We start from the raw sequence: 21,719 nt of genomic DNA on the forward strand, positions 1-21,719 counted from the left end.
TATGACGCAAAACAGCGCCCATACGGGCAAACTCTATGTGGTCGGCACGCCCATCGGCAACCTGGGCGACCTGTCCCCGCGCGTTGGCGAAGCCTTTGCCGCTGCCGATGTCATCTGCTGCGAAGACACGCGTGTGACGTCAAAGCTGCTGATGCACCTGGGCATTTCCAAGCCGCTTGTCCGTTGCGACGAGAATGTGATCGCCAACCGCGCCGCCGGCCTGGTCGACCGTCTGCTGGCGGGGGAGACCCTCGCCTTTGCCTCGGACGCCGGCATGCCGAGCGTGTCCGATCCCGGCCAGGCGCTGGTCGAGGCGGCGCGTGAGGCCGATGTGCCCGTCGAAGTTATTCCCGGGCCTTCTGCTTGCGTCACGGCGCTCGTTTCGTCCGGCATTCCCTGCGAGCATTTTTTCTTCGAGGGCTTTTTGGGCCGAAAGCACGGCGACCGCGTGCGCCGTTTACAGCGCCTTGCCGTGGTGCCCGGCGCACTCATCTTCTACGAGTCTCCACATCGCATCGTGGCGACGCTCGAGGCCGTGGCGGAGGTCTTTCCCCAGCGTGAGGTTGCCGTCTGCCGCGAACTCACCAAGCTGCACGAGGAGGTCTTGCGCGGGCCCGCCGCCCAGCTTGCCGAGGAGCTGTGTGCTCGCGGCGAGGTAAAGGGCGAGATTGCGCTGGTCATCGCGCCGCCGAGCGAGGACGAAGAGGCCGGTATCGCGCCGGTTGGCGCCGCGGCAGCGGATCCCGACGAGGCCCTGCGCGAGGATATCCGCGCCGCGCTCGAGGAGGGGGAGCCCGCGTCTGCGGTGGCCAAGCGCCTGTCTCAGAAGTATTCGCGCCGCAAGCGCGATGTCTATGCCATGGTGCTCGATATGCAATAGATGGAGGATATCCAGCCCTTGCGCTAGAATCATCCTCTGTATGCAACGTTTTTCTGGAGGACAAACCCCATGGATCAAAGCAAGCCTTCGTTCTTTATCACGACGCCCATCTACTACGTCAACGCCGATCCGCACCTGGGCACGGCTTATTCCACCATCATCGCCGACGTTCAGGCTCGCTATCGCCGCTCCGCCGGCTATAACGTCAAGTTCCTGACCGGCATGGACGAGCACGGCGAGAAGGTCGCCGAGGCCGCAGCCAAGCACAACATGACGCCGCAGGAGTGGACCGATAGCCAGGCCCCGCACTTCAAGGAGCTTTGGAGCAAGCTCGAGATTTCCAACGACGACTTCATCCGCACCACCGAGCCGCGCCAACATCATGCCGTGCAGTACCTGTGGGAGCGCATGAAGGAGTCCGGCTACCTGTATAAGGGCAGCTACGACGGCTGGTATTGCGTGCCTGACGAGACCTACTTTACCGATACGCAGGTCCAGAAGGGCGACGAGGAGTACGGCAGCGTCGGCCAGCACCTGTGCCCCGACTGCCACCGTCCGCTTGAGCGCGTGCAGGAGGAGTCCTACTTCTTCAAGCTTTCCGCCTTCCAGGACAAGCTGCTTAAGCTCTATGACGAGCATCCCGACTTTGTCGAGCCTGCGTTCCGCATGAACGAGGTTCGCAGCTTTGTCGAGGGCGGCCTTAACGACCTTTCCGTGAGCCGTACGAGCTTTGACTGGGGCATTCAGGTCCCGTTTGACGAGGGTCACGTGACCTACGTGTGGTTCGATGCGCTGCTCAACTATATGACGGCCGTCGGCTACGGTGTCGACACCGACGAGGCGCGTGCCGAGCTGGCCTATCGCTGGCCCGCGCAGTTCCACATCGTGGGCAAGGACATCATCCGCTTCCACTGCGTCATTTGGCCTGCCATGCTCATGGCCATCGGCGAGGCCCTGCCCGAGCACGTCTTTGCCCACGGCTTCCTGACCGTGCGCAATGCCGAGACTGGCAAGGCCGAGAAGATGTCCAAGAGCCGCGGCAACGCCATCGCTCCGCAGGACGTTATCGACATGCTGGGCGTCGAGGGCTATCGCTACTACTTCATGACCGACGTCGTCCCCGGCACCGACGGTGCCATCAGCTTCGACCGCATGGAGCAGGTCTACAACGCCGACCTGGCCAACAGCTGGGGCAACCTCATCTCGCGTTCGCTCAACATGAGCGGCAAGTATTTTGATGGTTGCGCGCCCGCCAAGCCCGCATCGTTCGATGCGTTCGACAACCCGCTGGCAAAGATCGCCGATGGTCTGGTCGAGCGCTACATGGCCAAGATGGACGTGCTCGATTACGGCGGAGCCAAGGACGAGGTCATGGAGCTCATCCATGCCGCCAACCACTACATCGAGGACTCTGAGCCTTGGGCACTTGCCAAGGACGAGGCCAAGGCTGACGAGCTGGCGTTTGTGATCTACAACCTGCTCGAGGCCATCCGCATTGCCGCCCACCTGCTGATGCCGCTCATGCCTCAGACCTCTGCCGAGGCCCTGCGCCGCCTGTCCTGCGAGGACGAGGCCGCGACCGACGACCTCAAGGGCATTTGCGCTTGGGGCCTGCTTGCCGGTGGTCAGCCTGTCGAGAAGGGCGAGCCGCTGTTCCCGCGTCTGGGCTAAGACGCAGCGCGCCATATCGGCAATTTGCTGTTTAGCTGTAAGGGCATGGCCGCCACGGTCCATGCCCTTTTGTTTCAAGACGCCGCCATCATGCTAAGGAGGCAACCATGACAACTTCGCCTTTGGCAAACCCCACGGCCACCAGGGAGCTGCTGGAGGAGTTTGGCCTTGCGACCAAGCATCGCCTGGGCCAGAACTTCCTGATCGACAACCATGTAATTGAGCGGATTTGCGAGCTTGCCGAGCTTGCAGGCGATGAGCGCGTGCTCGAGGTTGGTCCGGGCGTTGGTACGCTCACGCTTGCGCTGTTGCAGGAGGCGGCGTGCGTCACGTCGATCGAGGCCGATCCCGAGCTCGAGCCGGTGCTCGATGCTCACGCCGCCGACTACGCCAACTTCCGCTTTATCATGGGCGACGCGCTTAAGGTGACGCCGGAGCAGATTGAGCAGGCCGCCGGCGGTGAGCCGACGGTATTTGTCGCGAACTTGCCCTATAACGTGGCGGCGACAATCATCCTGCAGTTCTTCCAGACGATGCCCGCGCTCAAGCGCGCCGTCGTCATGGTGCAAAAGGAGGTTGCCGATCGCATTGCCGCAGTGCCGGGCAACAAGACCTATGGCGGCTACACGGCAAAACTCGGCCTGTACGCGCAGGTGACGGGTCGCTTTGAGGTGCCGCCGCGTTGCTTTATGCCGGCGCCGCACGTGGACTCGGCCGTCGTGCGTATCGACCGTGTTGACAGCGTGGTGCCCGAGGGGCTCGATCGCGAATTTGTGGCCCGCGTGATTGATGCTGCATTTGCTCAGCGTCGCAAGACCATCCGCAATTCCATGAGCGCCAACGGCTTTGCCAAGGACGTGCTCGATGCCGCTTTTGAGGCTTGCGGTATTGCACCCACCACGCGCGCCGAGACGCTTGATGTTGCTGACTTTGTCCGTCTGGCCCAGGAGCTAATCCATGATGCCTAATGCCGAACGTGTGACGTTTACCAAGAAAAAGAAGACGGTTGCTTGTCCCGTGCCCTTGGCACCGCTTGCCGACACGCATGCGCATCTGCTTTCGTTCTGGGGCAAGGATGTGCCTGAGACGCTCGTGCGTGCCAAGGCGGCGGGCGTCGACCTGTTGGTGACGATGTTCGACCCCATCGCTGACAAACGCAGCGTGACGGACTATAGCGACTGGCTGACGCGCGAGATTCTGCCGATGCAGGATATCCCGCAGATCAAGTATCTTGCCGGCGTGCATCCGTATGGCGCGCCGGACTATACCGACGACGTTCACGCACAGGTCGTTGCCGCACTCGATGATCCCTTGTGCGCCGGTATTGGCGAAATCGGCCTGGACTACCACATGGACTATGACGACGATATCGCGCCGGCACCCCATAACGTGCAGATTGACTGCATGGCGCGCCAGCTCGAGCTTGCCGTGTGCCGTAACGTGCCGGTGGAGCTGCATCTGCGTCACGAGGACACGGACCGGGAGCGCACCTCGCACGTGGACGCCTACAACGTGCTTCGTGAGGTGGGCGTGCCCCAGGCCGGTTGTGTGCTGCACTGCTTTGGCGAGGACCGCGCCACGATGGAGCGCTTTGTGGAGCTGGGCTGCTATATCGCCTATGGTGGTGCGGCCACCTTTAAGCGCAACGACGATGTGCGTGAGGCATTTGCGGCAACCCCACTCGATCGAATTTTGTTCGAGACTGATTGCCCGTATATGGCTCCGGAGCCCATCCGCGGTCTTGAATGCGAGCCCGCAATGATCTCCATTACGGCAAACGCGCTGGTTAACGACCGTGTCGATCGCACAGGTGAGGACGCCGAAACAATCGCGCAAGCCGCTTGGGAAAATGCCTGCAAACTTTTTCAAAAATAGTTCTTGCGTTCGCGGTGGCGCTCCGTTATTCTAATTCCTGCACGCGGGCGTGGCGGAATTGGCAGACGCGTACGGTTCAGGTCCGTATGGGGGCAACCCCATGAAGGTTCAAGTCCTTTCGCCCGCACCATTGAATGAAAGAGCTCCCAGCAATGGGAGCTTTTTTGTTATGGGCCGTTTTTGGCAGATTTGGGCTTATAGGACAAAATGTGTGTCCACGTTGGGGGCATCGGCGCAGGTCGATGCCCCTTTTTCAGCCGTTTAAATTCCGTGCCCACTTTTAACCGCTCGGACAGAATGTGTGTCCGGTTGCCTATCGTTCCCGCAGGTAGATAACCTTTTCCGGAACCGTTAAATACCCTTTCGGAAGAGGTGCCCATGAAGGCCGTTTATTGCCCCTACTGCGGCGGTCGGACCAAGCGCAACGGCAGGACCTCATCGGGGTCCCAGCGGTGGAGGTGCACGGCCTGCGGCGCGTCGACGACGGTGAGGTACGACGACACGGCGACGAGGCTGGACGAGTTCCTCGGGTGGCTCCTCTCCAAGGACTCCCAGGCGGCGATGCCGGGCGGCGGACGGTCCTTCAGGCGCAGGACGGCCGAGTTCTGGGAGGTCTGGCCCATGCCCGTCCCCGACGGCGAGCTGCACCGCGTGCTCCACGTCGACGGGATCTGGGTCGCGCGCGACCTCGTCGTGCTCATATGCTGCAGCGGCGAGAGGGTGGTCTCCTGGTACATGGCGAGGTCGGAGAACTCGAGGGCGTGGTCGGCCCTCATGTCGCCGATCCCGGCGCCCGAGGTGGTCGTCACCGACGGCGGGAGCGGGTTCGCCAAGGCCGTGCGCGAGACCTGGCCGCGCACCAGGGTCCAGAGGTGCACCTTCCACGCCTTCTCGCAGGTCAAGCGCTACACGACGACGCGGCCGAAGCTCCAGGCGGGGCGCGAGCTCTACCTCATCGCGCGCGACCTCATGGGCATCGAGACGCTGCACCAGGCCGAGCTCTGGGTCGAGCGCTACCTCGACTGGTGCGGGTTCTGGGCCGACTTCCTGGAGGACAGGACCGTGGTGGACGGCAGGAGGGTCTACACCCACGAGAGGCTGAGGCGGGCGCGCTCGTCGCTGTCGTCGCTGGTGTCGGCGGGGACGCTGTTCACCTACCTCGACCCCGCCCTGGCCAAGGCCGGCCCGCTGCCGTCGACCAACAACATGATCGAGGGAGGGGTGAACTCGCAGCTGAGGGCCGTCCTGCGCAACCACCGGGGGCTGACGTCGGTCAAGCGCGTGAAGGCGGTATTCTGGTGGTGCCACGCGCACTCGGGGGACGCGAGGACGGCGCGCGAGAAGCTCGCCACGATGCCGACCGACGCGGACATCGACTTCCTGTTCAGCGTCTACTCCGCCTCGCCGTCGCGTGACGACGGAGGGCCGGAGTGGGGCGACAGGGCAGTGTGGGAGGACCTCCACCACAGGGACCCGTACCCGTTCTGGCTGGATTAATGGATGGAAACGGGTGTTCTATCGGGACACACATTTTGTCCTATAAGCCCAGATTTGACATATCGATTTCGCGCGGTAGATGCCCCTGTGGTCAAAAAGTGGCAAATATGAGTACTGACATGAAAATAGAGACATTCCATGAAGCCATTTTTGCTCATTTTACGCAACAGATGTACGCTAATTTGGCTCAACCTTGAGACAAAATGAAGTAATTTCGATAGATCTCGGGTTCAACGAGGCGATTTTGACCCAAATACGCTGTTACTAAACTGGTAACAGTACTCATATTTGGCCTTTTTTGACCACGGGTCCTCTTGTTGGTGTCACACAGCTGCTTCGTGCGGGTATCCTAGTCCCAACGTGTGCCTATCAGAGGAGAGACCATGCTGTTGTCCGGTATCATCGCCGCCCTTACCAGCCTTTTGATTCCCATCATCATTCTGTTGCTACTGCTTCCCAACGCCTGCTATGTCGTTGAACAACAGCATGCCGTGATCATCGAGCGCCTGGGCAAGTTTAACCGCATCGTCAACGCGGGCTTCCACATGAAGGTGCCCGTGATCGACCGCAAGGCCGCCACGGTGAGCCTGCGCACCATGAAAAACGGTTTTGGCATCGACGTTAAGACCCAGGACAACGTGACCATCGGCCTTGAGGTCTCTGCTCAGTACCACGTGAGCTATGACATGGGCGCCGGCCCGGCGGATTCGGGTATCTACAAGAGCTACTACATGCTGCAGGAGCCCGTCGACCAGATGCGTGACTTCATCACCGACGCCCTGCGCTCTTCGATTCCCGTCTACACACTCGATGAGGTCTTTGCCAAGAAGGATGACATCGCCAAGGATGTCAACGCTACCGTTTCCGAGCAGATGGCCGCCTACGGCTTCACCCTCGTCTCGACGCTCATCACCAAAATCGCACTGCCGACCGAGGTCGAGAACTCCATGAACGACATCAACGCCGCCCAGCGCAAGCGCGCTGCGGCACAGGAGCTCGCTGAGGCAGACCGCATCAAGCGCGTCACCGAGGCGACCGCCGAGGCTGAGGCTATGGAAAAGGCGGGCGAGGGCATCGCCAACCAGCGCAAGGCCATCGCGCTGGGTATCAAAGATTCGCTCGAGATCATCCAGGAGACGGGTGTCGGCAATGACGAGGCCAACCAACTGTTCATGTTTACGCAGTGGTCCGAGATGATGACGGAGTTCGCTCGCACGGGTAAAACCTCGACGGTCGTGCTGCCGAGCGACTTTTCGCAGTCGGCCTCTATGTTCGAGCAGATGCTGGCTGCCGGTAAGGTTCAGAACGAGTCAAAGGAGTAGACACGCGTGAAATACACCGTCGTTTGTGTCGGTAAGCTCAAGGAGCGCTTTTGGAAGGACGCGTGCGCTGAGTACACCAAGCGCTTGGGTGCCTATGCCAAGGTTGATATCCGCGAGGTGGCCGATATCGACCCGGCTAAGGCGGGCGGCGTGGATGCCGCGCGCGACAAGGAGGGGGCAGCGATTCTTGCTGCCTTGCCGTCTCGAGCGCATGTGATCCTGCTGGCCATTGAGGGTAAAGAGCGCTCGAGCGAGGAGTTTTCGGCGCGGCTCGATGATCTTATGCTGCGTGGTAACAGCGACATCGCCTTTGTGATTGGCGGATCGGACGGCGTGAGCGATGACGTGCGCGCCCGCGCCGACGAGATGCTCAGCTTTGGACGCATTACCTTGCCGCATAACCTGGCGCGTGTGGTGCTGCTAGAGCAGATTTACCGTGCCTGCAAGATCAGTCGTGGCGAGCCGTATCACAAATAGGTCGGCAATACGAAACAATGGCGTGGGACAATACCTTTCGTTTTGAGGAATGTGTCTGAAAGGACTATGCGATATGAAGATTGGATTTGTCGGTTTTGGCAATATGGCGAGCGCTATGGCCGATGGCTGGATCGCTGCCGGTGTAGCTGCGAGCGACATGTGCGCCTGCGCGGGTCGCTACGACGCACTGGTTGAGCGCTGCGAGGCGCGCGGCATGGTCGCCTGCCACGATGTCGCCGAGGTGGTCGCCGCATCCGATATCGTGGTCGCTGCGGTCAAACCGTACATGATCGAGAAGGTATTCGCCCCGCTCAAGGATGCTCTTGCCAAAAAGGTCGTTCTGTCGGTTGCCTGGACTTGGGACAGTGCCAAGTGGGAGCAGATCCTGCCGGGCGTCGCGCATATCTCGACGGTGCCCAACACACCGGTTTCGGTGGGCGAGGGCGTCATCGTCTGCGAGAAGGCTTCCACGCTTAGCGATGAGCAGCGTGCCACGGTGCTCGATCTGCTCGGAAAGCTTGGCACGGTGGTCGAGCTCGATACGAGCCTGCTGTTTGTGGGCGGCACGGTGGGTGGTTGCGCTCCGGCATTTGTCGCATTGGCAATCGAGGCCCTGGGCGATGCGGCGGTCAAGCACGGTATCCCGCGTGCCGATGCCTATCGCATTGTGAGCCAGATGGTGCTGGGTACGGCAAAGTTGCAGCTTGCAACTGGCCAGCATCCTGCGGCGATGAAGGATGCCGTATGCTCGCCCGGTGGTGCCACCATCAAGGGCGTCGTTGCGCTCGAGGATGCCGGCATGCGCAGCGCCCTGGTCAAGGCAATCGACGCAACTCTCCAGTAAAACCGACCAAAAAGGGACAGGTTTATTTTGGCAGGTTTTTTCTGCGGTTTTGTCCTTTTAGCGAAAAGCGCCCCGCAACTGGCTCAATTCCAGTTGCGGGGCGCTTGCGTTTGCCCAGATAAAACCGACCAAAATAAACCTGTCCCTTTTTGGCAGGTTAGTCCCAGAAGCTGTCTTCCTCATCCTCGGACTTGGGTCCGCGGTCGACGTACATCTTATGGGTACGCTTCTCCATTACAAAGGCAAGAATCGCAAATAACAGGATGCCGCCGGCGAAAAGGATGGCAAAACCGGTGCGGGTGCCAAACAAAAAGGAAAAAACTGCGTCCATTGGGTGCCTTCTTGCGTAGTTGAGTTGGGTCGTAAACGCTCATAAGTATATACTTGCCCATACATGTACAAGGTTGCAACCTAAATGGAATGTATATCGCCGGAGGATCTAATGCTTGATATCAAGTTTGTTCGCGAGAACCCCGATGCCATCGATGTCGCCATGGCTAACCGCCAGACGTCTTGGGATCGCGAGAAGTTCTTTGAGCTCGACGACGAGCGTCGTGCCGTCATCACCGAGGTCGAGGAGCTCCAGGCTACGCGCAATGCCGAGTCCAAGAAGATCGGCGCCCTGATGAAGGAGGGCAAGAAGGACGAGGCCGAGGCCGCCAAGGAGGCCGTGCGCGCCGTCAACGAGAAGATTGACGGTCTGGCCGAGCGCCGTACCGCCCTCGAGCAGGAGCAGTACGACTTCATGGCTCACCTGCCCAACATTCCTTGCGAGGCCACGCCGTACGGCAAGGACGAGGACGAGAACATTGAGCGCCGTCGTTGGGGCACCCCGCGCGAGTTCGACTTCGACTTTAAGCCGCACTGGGATCTGGGCACCGATCTGGACATCCTCGACTTCGAGCGCGGCAACAAGCTCTCCGGCAGCCGTTTTACCGTTCTCGGTGGCGCTGGCGCCCGCCTGGAGCGCGCCCTCATCAACTTCTTCCTCGATACGCACACCAGCCGTGGTTTTAAGGAGTGGTGGCCGCCCATCGTCGTCAAGCGTCAGACCATGTTTGGCACGGGTCAGCTGCCCAAGTTCGAGGACGACGCCTACCACGTCTCGGGCGACAACTTCCTGATCCCCACCGCCGAGGTCGTGCTCACCAACCTGCACGCCGGCGAGGTCCTCGACGCCGACACCCTGCCGCGCCGCTACACCGCCTTCACCCCCTGCTTCCGCGAGGAGGCCGGTTCCGCCGGTCGCGACACCCGCGGCATCATCCGTCAGCACGAGTTCGACAAGGTCGAGATGGTCAAGTTCGCTAAGCCGGAGGAGTCCGACGATGAGCTCGAGAGCATGACCGCCGAGGCCGAGTACCTGCTGCAGCAGCTGGGCCTTCCGTATCGCGTGATTAGCCTGTGCACCGGCGACTTGGGCTTCTCTGCCCGTCAGACCTACGACGTCGAGGTCTGGCTGCCGAGCTACAACGCCTACAAGGAGATCAGCTCCTGCTCCAACTGCGGTGACTTCCAGGCTCGCCGCGCCAACATCAAGTATCGCGACCCCGAGAACTTCAAGGGTTCGCGCTACCTGCACACTCTCAACGGTTCCGGCCTGCCGGCCGGCCGCACCATGGCCGCCATTCTGGAGAACTACCAGAACGCCGACGGCACCATCACGATCCCCGAGGTCCTGCGTCCTTACATGGGCGGTCTCGAGAAGATCGAGCCGGTCGCGTAAGTTGGCTGCATAGGGGATATGCAAGGGCGCTCCTTCGGGGGCGCCCTATTTCGTGCGCAGGTCCATACCATGCCGTGCGGACAGCTCAATAGAAAACACACGAACAACTGTTCTGTATACAGCCATCTACCTGCTATGCTTTTGCTAAATAAGAGCGAGAGAAAGGGGACGCGATGGAGTTGTTTGATGATCGGGTGGTTTTGTTTGAGAGCGACGAGGGCGGGGAGTACCTGCTTGTAACGTGTGAGCCGTCTGGCATGGGTGGCCTGGTGGTTCGGCAGGCGAGCGAGGGCCCGTTGACCCAATGGTGCTTTGAGGAGTCGCCGCATGTGGTCGAGACCTTTGTGACGCACGAGGGGCTTGTGGCGCTGGAGCACTTCTATGGAGTTGGGACTTCCAACCAGGTCGCGCGCATGCTGAGCATCTCGTTTGCCGATTATGACTGTGCCCAGCGGGTGAGATCGCTCCTGAGGGAACTTGATGCTAAGTTTGACGTGATCGAAAAGCCAATCGATCGTACGGGGAACGTCGGTATGTGCGGAGCAGCATGACAAAACTGCGTTTCACAAAAAAGTTTGAGATTGTGCTTGACTCCAATAAGCTAAAGTGGTTTTATATGTCTTGCGCTGCGGCGTTACCTCAGCTGGATAGAGGGTCTGACTACGAATCAGAACGTCATAGGTTCGAATCCTATACGCCGCACCAATTGAAATTGAAAGCCTCCGGCAACGGGGGCTTTTCTTTTATGGCAACACTGCCTGGATTCGAACCTCGGTCGAGGCGCGGGCGTAAAGAAAACGCGGAGCGTTTTTAGCCCGCGGGCGAGTCCGCCGGCAGGCGGGCGAAGCCGGTGCGGATCCGCGCAGCGGATGCGCGGAATCCTATACGCCGCACCAATTGAAATTGAAAGCCTCCGGCAACGGGGGCTTTTCTTTTTCGGAAACCATGCATTGATACGAACCTCGGTTGAGGCGCGAGCGTCTTAATCATCACTTCGTAAAATTTTTCCAAATTGTCGCTTGACCCATCGAGGGGTCACGTGCATAATAATCCGTGCGTTGCGGCGTTACCTCAGCTGGATAGAGGGTCTGACTACGAATCAGAACGTCATAGGTTCGAATCCTATACGCCGCACCAATTGAGTTTAAGCCTCCGGAAACGGGGGCTTTTCTTATATCGCGATGCGTCGAAGATCGCGCCAAGCCCTCCAAATGAGTAAAAATCAAATTCAATAACTTTTTTTGAAAAACGCTTGACGATTATTCAGTCCATGTGCATAATAATCAACAAGTCGCGGCGTTACCTCAGCTGGATAGAGGGTCTGACTACGAATCAGAACGTCATAGGTTCGAATCCTATACGCCGCACCATTTGAGATTAAAGCTCCCGGCAACGGGGGCTTTTCTTTTACGTAAACACCGCATTGATTCGAACCTCGGTCGAGGCGCGGGCGTAAAGAAAACGCGGAGCGTTTTTAGCCCGCGGGCGAGCACGCCGGCAGGCGGGCGAAGCCGGTGCGGATCCGCGCAGCGGATGCGCGGAATCCTATACGCCGCACCAATTGAAATTGAAAGCCTCCGGCGACGGGGGCTTTTCTTTTATGCCGCCACCGCATGGATTCGAACCTCGGTCGAGGCGCGGGCGTAAAGAAAACGCGGAGCGTTTTTAGCCCGCGGGCGAGCGCGCCGGCAGGCGGGCGAAGCCGGTGCGGATCCGCGCAGCGGATGCGCGGAATCCTATACGCCGCACCATTTGAGATTAAAGCTCCCGGCAACGGGGGCTTTTCTTTTACGCCAGCTTGAGTGCTTTCGTCCAAAGGGACGATTTCCTGTCGACTCGTGTAAGATTCCGAGTAGGTGTCGCGGCCCGTCCGCGACCACTCCTTCTCTCAACGACCGATCAGGGTGATATTTCGTGGCAGAGCGTCCGACATACAGGCTCAGGTTTCTCGATCCCAAAAAGCGCTTTCCGGCGATGCCCGAGCAGCCTGCGGGGCGCTCATATGGCGTGGTCTGGAAACTCTTTGGCGAGGACCAGCATGAATCTTGTTATGTCGTCGAATTCGTTGGCAAAAGTCATGTGTCGCTTTTGGGCTACGTAAGCGTTTCGGGTGAGGTGTACAAGGTGGACCGCCCCGTCTGCGAGGCTCCGCTGCCCAACGATCCCGACATGGAACTGGTCCTTGACGAGTCGGATTCCAGTATTGGTGAGATTATGGTAAGGGAAGCCAACGGTGCAATGCGCGCGTGTGCGCAAACTGCCGGCTCTCCCGAAGGCCCCATGCGCGAGCAGTCCGACCACGAGACATGGAATTCGACCCGCGCCCTTCCTTACGGCGAGTTCATGGCCTCGATGTTCTTGCGCTACGTGATATTTGCCAACTCCGAAAGCGCTATTGTGAACACGGCGGACGCCGGCGGACTCGACGAGGGTATGCAAAACGTAGTCGACAAGATCAAGCTCGTAAAGTTGCCCGAGCCGGTCGAGGTGTTTTTGGGCTTTAACACGGCACCGCTCCCCGATGCTATCGAGACGCTGCTTTACCGCGTTGACCATGCCGAGAATCCGAGCGGTATCGAGCGCTATGCCGCCGCCCTTATGAGCGAAATTGACTTGCCCCGCCTGCGCACCATCGCTGCCAAGTCCGAGATGAGCCTGGCTCGCATTGATCGCTCAAAGATTTTCTATCTCAATTTTGATCGTAGCCTGCTGGACCAGGACGAGATTGACATGCTGCTTGCCGTCGAGTGCCGTCTCAACCGCCTCTCCGGCATCCTTGAGCGCATCGGGGCCGGATTGGTCCCTACGGCATCCTCGCCGAGCCTTGAGGGCTGCGCGCTCTTTGATGCGTGGCATATCGCCAAGACGACCAACGATGTTCCCCGACTGCTCGATACGGCTTCGAGCGATAACCCGTGGGGCAAGCCGGGTACGGTGGCTTGCCAGCCGGGCGGCGAGTGGGACGTGCGCACCCGTTTTGCGCGAATCGTTGAGGCGCTCAACGTGGTCACGCGGCTCGACTATACCTATCGGGCAAACGTTGCCGAGGGGATTATGCTCGTTCGGTTTGGGCAGTCTGTCGTTGATGCCATGCCGCAACGTGAATACGACGCTCAGGATGACGCCTGGCGCGAGCTGGACGAGGACACGCGGGCGATCTGGGCCGCGGAGCACGATGCGCGCGTGGCACTCACGCTTGCGGCAGCGTGTTTTGCCGCGGGCACCTGCATCACGCGCTGCTATGTGCAGATTGCTGCTACCGACAGTGAGCAGGGCGAGCGCGTTGTCGCAACGTATTTCTTTGGGCGTGCGGCCTATCTGGCCGATTGCGTGCCTGTCGCCAAGGATCTTGAGAGCATGGACATGGACGATATGCCGTGCAAGCGTGTGCTTGAGGCGTATGAGTCAACCGCTCCGGAGACGATTGAGCCTGCGGAGGTTCATGCTCGTCCGCGTGATGACCATCGCACGCTGCCGCCGGCGCTGCGCAATCTGCTGCTTGCCGATACGGCTGACGAGTTGGAGGTCATGGAAGAGGACGACGACCCATACGTGGCCCGTGTTGTTGAATTGCGCGAGCAGGCAAAAGTCGACCGTACAGGTGCTTTTGAAGGCTTTTCCCGTCTTGTCGAGGAGTTGGAGGCTAAGTGCGCCGTCGCCGAGCTTTTGGCGACAGGTCCGGTTCAAACGCAGTTTTGCGATAACCAGCTGGTGCGCATGGTGCTACCGGTGTTGGAAGAAGACCGCTCGGTGCGGATCCTTCGTGCGCCCGATGCGCTGTACTTTGCCCAGCACGAGATTTGCAGCTTTTACGCCGAGCAAGAGGACTTTGAACGAGCACTGCCCGAGGTGCGCCATCTTTACGATCTGGCGCGCTCGTCCATGCAATCGCACTTTGCGCTCATCAACGTGCTTGCGCGTCTGGAGCGCTTTGACGAGATTATCGAGGTGGCGCGCCACGGCCTACGTATTGCCAGCGATCGTTCTGCAATTGGCTACCTGTTCTACCGCTTGGCGTTTGCCTATTGGAATTGCGATCAGCTCGACCTGGCGCTGGCTTGTTACCGTCTGGTGCCGCGCGGTGAGGAATCGGGCAGCAGCGCGCTGGAAGAAATGCAGGGCCTTATGAACGAGATGGGCGTCAGCGAGCCTCCGACGTTCGAGGAAGCGGTCGAGACCATCCGCAAGGCTGGACTCGAGCTGCCGCCAGTGTCCGCCGTGACGAATCAGCTTGCAGATGCCGCTGTTCAACTGGTCGACAACGGCTTCTTTTTCCTGGCACGCGGTTGCATCTTCCAAATGTGGCGCACCATGGGCAACGACGAGCTCGGCTCCTTCAACCGCTCGCTGGGGTAGGCGAAGCCTCCAAGGAGGAAAGGATGCTAGGCAATTAGAAAATTTCCTCTTGCCCATCCTTGGCTGTTTGGTTACTATAGAACGGCTGTTACGGAGAGCTGACCGAGAGGCCGAAGGTGCTCGCCTGCTAAGCGAGTATGCCCCAAAAGGGCATCTGGGGTTCGAATCCCCAGCTCTCCGCCAGTATGACTTGAAAGAAGGGTCCCATTTGGGGCCCTTTTTTGTGCGGAGAAAGGAGGCTGGGGATTCGAACCCTCAAAAAAAGGAGGCATCCTTTCGGACGCCTCCTTTCAGTGGGCTTATTATTCTTGCGCCCTACACCTCGGGCGCCTTGGCGACGGTCTCGCTTTCTGCCGTGAGTGGGCGGTTGTCGATGCGACGGCCCAAGCGATCGAGCTTCACGAGCAGCCATTCAATGGGATTCGGCCCTGCGCCTTCCTCGTCGGCAACTAGGTCCATGACGGCGATCTTGGTGCCGTCCTGCTTGAGCGTGACGCTACCCACCTTGTCGCCCACATGCACCGTGCCCGAAAGATCGTCGTAGCTAACCTTTTCGGTCACCTCGCCGGCAAGGGAAAACACGGTCGCTTGCGCCGTGGGATCGGCGAGTGTGGCGTCGATCGTCTTATCCGTCCAGTCGGTTTGGCCAATGCGCGCCATAAGCGGGTTGCCGTTGGCGGTCTTTTCCTGTGTGTTGGCGATTGCGACCGTCACCTTGTGGCCGTAGTACCAGTTGGCAAGGGTGGCGGTATCGGTAAAGCGCTGGTCGGTGGTGGTGGAGTTCAAAACGACGGTGTAGATCTCGTCGCCGTCGCGGTTGTAGGCGCTCGTGAAGCAGTAGCCCGCGTCGTCGGTGGTGCCGGTCTTGCCGCCAATGTTGCCATCTTGGCCCAGCAAATAGTTATGCGTGTCCATGGAATGCGAATGGTCGGTGCCGTCGGCGCCCGTGACCTCGATCCAGGAATCCTCGCTCGCTACGACCTCGCGGATCGTGTCGTTTTTCATGGCCTCCTGCATCATCAGCGCCACGTCATGTGCGGTTGAGTGCATATCGCCAGCCCACTCATCAAAGTCCAGACCATGCGGGTTTTCAAAAAGCGTACCGGTGCAGCCGAGCTTCTTAGCGCGCTCGTTCATGGCCTTCACAAATGTGGCCTCGGCGTCTTTGGTCTTAGGGTCGATCTTCTTGCCCACATATTCGGCGAGCACGATGGCGGCGTCGTTGCCCGAGGGAATCATCAGGCCGCGCAGTGCCTGCTCCACGGTAAGCTCGTCGCCTTCGAGCAAGCCGGCGGTCGAATTACCCACGGTGGCTGCGGCGTTGCTTACCGTGACCTTCTCGTCCATCTTGCAATTCTCGACGGTTAGGATCGCGGTCATGACCTTGGTGATCGAGGCGATCTTGACCTGCTCATCGGCGCCACGGGCATAGTAGACGGTGCCGTCTTTGCCCATGACGAGGGCATTGGTCGCATCGATATCGGGCAGGTTTTCGGCCGTGATGCCGCGCGCATCGGCGGTTTTGCCGCAAACATTGTCGGTCGTGAGCACTTGGGCGCCGGCGACGGTGGGCACGCCAGCGGCAAGGGCGATAGCGCAGACAAAGCCGGCGGCAAGCTGGGCTGAGCGCTTTGCAAAAGAGGTGAGGGACTTCACGGATTTCGCTTTCGACGGGATGGTCTCTTCTGGAACTAGAGTATATCGTTTGCCGGCGTCGGCGATCATCGCGTGCGTGCGTGGCCCACATCCGCGCCCGAACGGGCACAAGGGTGCTTAAGGCCGACTTAATCACCCACGCTTGTTGTGTGTGGCATGCGTCGCCTCGGGCATAATGGAGCGCGAGAGGAGCACGCATGAACGAGCGCATTTTGGTAGTTGATGACGAAAAGGCCATCGCCGACTTGGTTGGTATCTACCTTACAAAAGAGGGCTTTGATGTCCAGATTGCCTATAGCGGGGCCGATGCCGCCAAGGCAATCTTGGAGCAGGAGTTCGATCTGGCGCTGCTGGATGTCATGCTGCCCGATATCGATGGGTTTGAGCTGCTGCGTACAATCCGTTCCAGCCATACCTATCCCGTGATCATGCTGACGGCGCGCGATGCCCAGCAAGACAAGATCGAGGGCCTTTCGCTTGGCGCGGACGATTACGTGGTTAAGCCGTTCCGTCCGCTGGAGCTCATCGCGCGCGTGCACGCTCAACTTCGCCGCTACACCAGCTACGGTAGCCGTGCACAGGCGGCCGAGTCGCCGACCATTCAGCTCGACGGCCTGGAGATCAACCGCGATGCTCGTTCCGTGACAGTGGACGGTTCACCGGTTCGCCTCACGCCCATCGAGTATTCCATCTTGCTGTATCTGGTCGAGCATCGCGGCAGCGTGGCGGCCGTGGAGGACCTGTTCCGCGCGGTGTGGAACGAGGACTTTATGCCCGGCTCCAACAATACGGTGATGGTGCACATTCGCCACCTGCGCGAAAAGATCGGCGACGACGCACAAAAGCCGCGCTTTATCAAAAACGTCTGGGGCGTCGGCTACATAATCGAATAGCGCCTTTGATGGTGGGGAAGTGGATATGACAAAAGACGATAGGCAGGCATTCGAGGTGCCCGATCGACTCTTTGAATACGTGAGGTCGGTCGTCGACAACCGCGCGCTTGCAACGGTGCTGCTCTTTTTGCTGAGCCTGCTGCTGATTGGCATCGATAACATCGCCGGAATCTTGGCGGTGCTGCTTATCGGCTTTTTGCTGATCGATCGATTTGAGATCGTTCGCCGCTGCGTGGTGATTGGCGGCGCCGCGTGGGCCATGACGTTGGCGATTGGCGCCATGGCGCTCGGCGGCATTGAAGGGCCGGTGCTGTTCGATGCCGGCTTTGTATTCAACATGCTTGGCTTTGTGCTGGCGCTTGCCGTGTGCGTGCTGTTCTTGTGCGGCCGCGCCCTGTACTACCAGGGCTACGAGCAGGGCGAGCAGCATGCCGATTGTGTGCTGGCCGCTCGTATTCAAGATCGCCTGATCGATCACCCCGACACCTGGGACAACATTGACGGCGACTTCTTGGAGGTCGAGGGCGCCCTTAACCGCGTGCGTGACCGTGAGCACAAGGTGCAGCAAGCTCTGCGTGACGAGTCTCATCGCAAGGACGATTTGGTCACGTACTTGGCACATGACCTACGCACCCCGCTTGCCAGTGTGGTGGGCTATCTTTCGCTGCTGCAAGAGGCTCCCGAGCTGCCGGTTGAGCAACGTGCGCACTTTACGGGCGTGGCGCTCGACAAGGCGCACCGGCTCGATGCACTCATCGAAGAGTTCTTCGATATCACGCGCTTTGACTTCCACGATATCGTGCTCACGCGCGGCTATGTTGATCTGGGGTTGCTGCTGGCTCAGGTGGCTGACGAGTTCTATCCCATCCTCAACGAGCAGCATAAGGAAGCCCAAGTTGATATTCGCGAGGACCTGACGGTGCTCGTGGATGGCGACAAGATGGCTCGCGTGTTCAACAACATCATGAAAAACGCCGTTGCCTATAGCTATGAGGGCTCGACCATCACGATCGAGGCCAGACGCCGGGACGGCGGTGGCGTGCGCGTGCGCTTTATCAATCAGGGCGATCCCATCCCTGAGGCAAAGCTCAAGGTGATCTTTGAGAAGTTCTATCGCCTGGATGCGGCGCGTGCGACCAATCGCGGCGGCGCTGGACTGGGGCTTGCCATCGCCAAGGAGATCGTATGCGCGCACGGCGGTACCGTTGCATGTGAATCGACGCCCGAACACACGATATTCACCATCGAGCTGCCCGCCGCATAGCCAGTGTGCCCTTACAAACACTTGACAATGCGCTCACGTGCATATGAGCCGCGATTCCTACTATCGATACTGCTGAATTGATATCGATGTGGAGGTATGCGGTATGACGGCTGCTGCGGCTGTGGAGCCCACGGAGCTTGAAGAACTCATGAAAGCGCAGGCCGAGGCCGCGCACGAGCGCGAGGTTGGGGATGCGACTCGCCCCACGGCAGAGGATCTTGCCGCCTCGCCGACGCGAATCGATGTTGAGGGCCTCGACCTGTTCTATGGCGACCACCATGCGCTCAAGGACGTGAATATCAAGATCCGCGACAAGCAGATTACCTCGTTCATCGGGCCTTCGGGCTGCGGAAAGTCCACGTTGCTGCGCTGCTTTAACCGCATGAACGACGGCATCAAGGACTGCCGAATCGAGGGCAAGATTGCGCTCGATGGTCAAGATATCCTGGGCGACTACGACATCTGCCGCCTTCGCCAGCGCGTGGGCATGGTGTTCCAGCGCCCCAACCCGTTTCCCATGAGCATCTACGACAACGTCGCCTACGGTCCTCGCGGAATGGGAGTGCGCGATCGCGTCGTGCTCGACGAGCTGGTCGAAGACTCCCTGCGACGCGCCGCCCTGTGGGACGAGGCCAAGGACAAGCTCAAAGAGTCGGGTCTGGGTCTTTCGGGCGGCCAGCAGCAGCGTCTGTGCATCGCCCGCGCACTTGCCGTGCAGCCCGACATTCTGCTGATGGACGAGCCGACCTCGGCACTCGATCCTGTGTCGACGCTGGTGGTGGAGCAGCTGGCCTGCGAGCTCAAAGAGACCTGCACGCTCGTGGTCGTTACGCACAATATGCAGCAGGCGGCGCGTATCTCCGATTCGGTCGCATTCTTTTTGCTGGGTGAGCTGGTGGAGCACGCGCCCACCGCGCAACTCTTCAAGAATCCGACCGATCCGCGCACGGCGGATTATTTGACGGGGCGTTTTGGCTGATACCATCTAGTAAAGGTACCTTTAGGGTTAAGATGCGGTCATGCCGGCCGCAAAGGGGTTCAACATGATCTATTACGTCGAGGACGATGACAACATCAGGGATTTGACGGTCTATGCGCTGCGCAAGCAGGGGATTGAGGCCGAAGGCTTTTCGTGCGACGGTGAGTTTAAGGCTGCCGTGGCGCGACGGGTACCCGATGCCGTCCTGCTCGACATCATGCTGCCCGATACCGATGGCTTGGCGATTATGCGTCGACTGCGTGCCGATCGCCTGACGGCGACGGTGCCCATCATGATGCTTACCGCCAAGGATACCGAGCTCGACAAGGTGATGGCGCTCGATGGCGGTGCCGACGATTACCTGACTAAGCCGTTTTCGCTCATGGAGCTCGCCAGCCGCTGCCGCGCACTGCTGCGTCGCGGCGGCATGGTCAAACAGGCAAGCGATGTGCTCAGCGTGGGCGACATCGTGCTCTCGCCCAGCCATCGTGAGGTGACTGTTGCCGGCGAGTCGCTTAAGCTCACCCTGCGCGAGTTCGACCTGCTCGAGTACCTCATGCGCAAGCCCGGCGTGGTCTTTACCCGCGAGTCGTTGCTGCAGAGCGTGTGGGGCTGGGACTTCGACGGCGGTTCGCGCACCGTTGACGTGCACGTGCAGACGCTTCGCCAAAAACTGGGCGAGCATGCCAGCGCCATCGAGACCGTGCGCGGCGTGGGCTACCGCTTGGCCGAGCCTTCTGCCGGTGATGGTGCCGAAGGTGACGACACCGCGGCCACCGCATCGGAGGAGTAACCCGTGGTCTTCGCCCCCCAGGGAAAACATACGCTGTCGCACCGCGTTTTTGTGACGATCTTTGTCTGCGCCATGGCGGTTATCGTGGCGTTTACGGTGCTGGGTGCGTTCTTTGTGCAAAACACCTTGGCGGATGCCACGAGTGCCAACCTGGCGCAAGAAACCGAGCTCATTGCTGCCGCCCTCGACGAGCAGCAGGAGCCCATCCCGTTCTTGCGTAGCCTCGATCGAGAGGACTTGCGCATCACGCTGATTAACAAGGATGGATCGGTTGCCTACGACAACGAGGCGTCGCCTTCCACACTGCCCAACCATGGCGATCGCCCCGAGGTCATCGAGGCCTTTGAGAGTGGTTTGGGTTCCGCGGAGCGCGCAAGCTCTACGCTCGACGAGATTATGCTGTATCGCGCCGTCGCCCTTGATAACGGCCAGGTTGTCCGCTTGGCACAGGCCCAGCCTGGCGTTGCGGCGATTTTGCTGTCGATGGTGGCGCCGATGCTGCTTATCGCGGCAGCGGGTGCGGTACTCTCGTTTTTTATGGCGCGCCGCGAGTCCCGTGCCATCATCGCGCCTTTGCAAGAGGTTGATTTGGACCACCCACGCCGTAGCTATGAGCACGCCTATGCCGAGATGGTCCCCATGCTTGAGCGTATCGAGTCGCAGCGCCAGGAGCTCAAGCGCCAAATGGCGGTGCTAGCGGACAACGACCGTATGCGCCGCGAGTTCACGGCGAATATCACTCATGAGCTCAAGACGCCGCTTACGGCGATTTCGGGCTATGCCGAGCTCATCGCAAACGGCATGGTCGAGGGCGAGGACGACCTGCGCAACTTTGGCGGTCGCATCTATCGTGAGGCGGGCCGCTTGGCAGCGCTCGTCAACGACATCCTTACGCTGTCTAACTTGGACGAGGCCGAGCGTGCAACTGAGGGCGAGACGGTGCCCATTGGGTCCACGGAGCCTATTGAGCTCTCGCGCGCCGTCTATGCGGTTGAGCAGCGTCTTGAACAGGTCGCCCGTCAGGCGAATGTGACGATAAGTCATGAGACCAAGCCTGTGGTCATCGAGGGCGTGTCGCGCTTGATTGACGAGCTCATCTATAATCTGGCAAGCAACGCCATCCGCTACAATCGACCCGGCGGTACGGTTACGCTGCAGTGCGGCACCAACGACGAAGGCCATCCGTTCCTTGCGGTCGCCGACACGGGAATCGGTATCGCGCCTGAAGAACAGGGCAAGGTATTTGAGCGGTTCTATCGCGTGGACAAGAGTAGGTCCAAGGCGCGCGGCGGAACCGGTCTGGGGCTTGCAATTGTCAAGCATGCGGCCCTGTATCATCACGCCACGCTCGATTTGTCGAGCGAGTTGGGCGTGGGAACCACCATTACGGTGACGTTTCCCATACGGCAGGACGAGCCATTCGCATAGCGATACAACATAGATATTGATGCAGACGCCGCATTTGACTTTCGGGTGCGGCGTTGTT

General features: G+C 59.8%; 18 protein-coding genes and 5 tRNA genes. 21 read left to right on the forward strand and 2 right to left on the reverse strand.

Annotation, left to right across the window (positions count from 1 at the left end; genetic code table 11):
* The first annotated feature begins 1 nt into the window (after nt 1).
* The 9 genes from rsmI (at nt 2) to proC (ending at nt 8,566) form a co-directional block, all read left to right on the forward strand.
* On the forward strand, nt 2–880 hold the full coding sequence (gene rsmI, locus CSV91_RS09120) for a 16S rRNA (cytidine(1402)-2'-O)-methyltransferase (RefSeq protein ID WP_099432626.1): 879 nt from the start codon (nt 2–4) through the stop codon (nt 878–880).
* A gap of 69 nt (nt 881–949) precedes the next feature.
* On the forward strand, nt 950–2,551 hold the full coding sequence (gene metG, locus CSV91_RS09125) for a methionine--tRNA ligase (protein ID WP_055285920.1): 1,602 nt from the start codon (nt 950–952) through the stop codon (nt 2,549–2,551).
* A gap of 107 nt (nt 2,552–2,658) precedes the next feature.
* Nucleotides 2,659–3,519: a 16S rRNA (adenine(1518)-N(6)/adenine(1519)-N(6))-dimethyltransferase RsmA gene (gene rsmA, locus CSV91_RS09130; RefSeq protein ID WP_099432627.1), complete on the forward strand. Its 861-nt coding sequence runs from the start codon at nt 2,659–2,661 to the stop codon at nt 3,517–3,519.
* Nucleotides 3,509–4,426, forward strand: coding sequence for a TatD family hydrolase (locus tag CSV91_RS09135; RefSeq protein WP_099432628.1), 918 nt, complete (start codon nt 3,509–3,511; stop codon nt 4,424–4,426). The genes rsmA and CSV91_RS09135 overlap by 11 nt, the downstream gene beginning before the upstream one ends.
* 43 nt (nt 4,427–4,469) lie before the next feature.
* Nucleotides 4,470–4,556, forward strand: a tRNA-Leu gene (locus CSV91_RS09140).
* A 248-nt stretch (nt 4,557–4,804) separates the two neighbouring features.
* On the forward strand, nt 4,805–5,923 hold the full coding sequence (locus CSV91_RS09145; RefSeq protein WP_099432629.1) for an IS1249 family transposase: 1,119 nt from the start codon (nt 4,805–4,807) through the stop codon (nt 5,921–5,923).
* Between the two features lie 383 nt (nt 5,924–6,306).
* Complete coding sequence (locus tag CSV91_RS09150; RefSeq protein WP_022094529.1) at nt 6,307–7,245, forward strand: SPFH domain-containing protein; 939 nt, start codon at nt 6,307–6,309, stop codon at nt 7,243–7,245.
* Between the two features lie 6 nt (nt 7,246–7,251).
* Complete coding sequence (gene rlmH / locus CSV91_RS09155; RefSeq protein ID WP_099432630.1) at nt 7,252–7,722, forward strand: 23S rRNA (pseudouridine(1915)-N(3))-methyltransferase RlmH; 471 nt, start codon at nt 7,252–7,254, stop codon at nt 7,720–7,722.
* Nucleotides 7,723–7,795: 73 nt separating this feature from the next.
* Complete coding sequence (gene proC, locus CSV91_RS09160; RefSeq protein WP_099432631.1) at nt 7,796–8,566, forward strand: pyrroline-5-carboxylate reductase; 771 nt, start codon at nt 7,796–7,798, stop codon at nt 8,564–8,566.
* A gap of 157 nt (nt 8,567–8,723) precedes the next feature.
* Here proC and CSV91_RS10110 read toward each other — a convergent pair whose 3' ends face one another.
* A complete protein-coding gene (locus CSV91_RS10110; RefSeq protein ID WP_006235069.1) occupies nt 8,724–8,897 on the reverse strand; it encodes a DUF6724 family protein in 174 nt (57 codons plus the stop codon).
* A 111-nt stretch (nt 8,898–9,008) separates the two neighbouring features.
* Between CSV91_RS10110 and serS the strand changes: the two genes are divergently transcribed.
* The 7 genes from serS (at nt 9,009) to CSV91_RS09195 (ending at nt 14,831) form a co-directional block, all read left to right on the forward strand.
* Complete coding sequence (gene serS / locus CSV91_RS09165; protein ID WP_022094532.1) at nt 9,009–10,292, forward strand: serine--tRNA ligase; 1,284 nt, start codon at nt 9,009–9,011, stop codon at nt 10,290–10,292.
* Between the two features lie 173 nt (nt 10,293–10,465).
* On the forward strand, nt 10,466–10,843 hold the full coding sequence (locus CSV91_RS09170; protein ID WP_099432632.1) for a hypothetical protein: 378 nt from the start codon (nt 10,466–10,468) through the stop codon (nt 10,841–10,843).
* A gap of 77 nt (nt 10,844–10,920) precedes the next feature.
* A tRNA-Arg gene (locus tag CSV91_RS09175) sits at nt 10,921–10,997 on the forward strand.
* Nucleotides 10,998–11,352: 355 nt separating this feature from the next.
* Nucleotides 11,353–11,429: transfer RNA gene (locus CSV91_RS09180), tRNA-Arg, on the forward strand.
* Nucleotides 11,430–11,585: 156 nt separating this feature from the next.
* A tRNA-Arg gene (locus CSV91_RS09185) sits at nt 11,586–11,662 on the forward strand.
* Nucleotides 11,663–12,206: 544 nt separating this feature from the next.
* A complete protein-coding gene (locus tag CSV91_RS09190) occupies nt 12,207–14,648 on the forward strand; it encodes a tetratricopeptide repeat protein (protein WP_147579408.1) in 2,442 nt (813 codons plus the stop codon).
* A 92-nt stretch (nt 14,649–14,740) separates the two neighbouring features.
* Nucleotides 14,741–14,831: transfer RNA gene (locus CSV91_RS09195), tRNA-Ser, on the forward strand.
* Nucleotides 14,832–14,963: 132 nt separating this feature from the next.
* Here CSV91_RS09195 and CSV91_RS09200 read toward each other — a convergent pair.
* Entirely contained in the window at nt 14,964–16,304 is a 1,341-nt protein-coding gene (locus CSV91_RS09200; protein WP_157758021.1) for a D-alanyl-D-alanine carboxypeptidase family protein, read from the reverse strand.
* 197 nt (nt 16,305–16,501) lie between these two features.
* Here CSV91_RS09200 and CSV91_RS09205 point away from each other — a divergent pair, with 197 nt between their 5' ends.
* From CSV91_RS09205 to CSV91_RS09225, 5 genes are all read left to right on the forward strand, one after another.
* Nucleotides 16,502–17,197: a response regulator transcription factor gene (locus CSV91_RS09205; protein ID WP_099432635.1), complete on the forward strand. Its 696-nt coding sequence runs from the start codon at nt 16,502–16,504 to the stop codon at nt 17,195–17,197.
* 25 nt (nt 17,198–17,222) lie between these two features.
* Nucleotides 17,223–18,461: a sensor histidine kinase gene (locus CSV91_RS09210; protein ID WP_099432843.1), complete on the forward strand. Its 1,239-nt coding sequence runs from the start codon at nt 17,223–17,225 to the stop codon at nt 18,459–18,461.
* A 103-nt stretch (nt 18,462–18,564) separates the two neighbouring features.
* The gene (gene pstB / locus CSV91_RS09215) at nt 18,565–19,440 is read left to right on the forward strand and encodes a phosphate ABC transporter ATP-binding protein PstB (protein ID WP_006234803.1); all 876 of its coding nucleotides are present in this window, start codon (nt 18,565–18,567) and stop codon (nt 19,438–19,440) included.
* 64 nt (nt 19,441–19,504) lie between these two features.
* A complete protein-coding gene (locus CSV91_RS09220; protein ID WP_050766101.1) occupies nt 19,505–20,233 on the forward strand; it encodes a response regulator transcription factor in 729 nt (242 codons plus the stop codon).
* Between the two features lie 3 nt (nt 20,234–20,236).
* Nucleotides 20,237–21,661, forward strand: coding sequence for a sensor histidine kinase (locus CSV91_RS09225; protein WP_099432636.1), 1,425 nt, complete (start codon nt 20,237–20,239; stop codon nt 21,659–21,661).
* Nucleotides 21,662–21,719: the final 58 nt, after the last annotated feature.

The sequence above is a fragment of the Collinsella aerofaciens genome, from assembly GCF_002736145.1.
Lineage (GTDB): Bacteria > Actinomycetota > Coriobacteriia > Coriobacteriales > Coriobacteriaceae > Collinsella > Collinsella aerofaciens_A.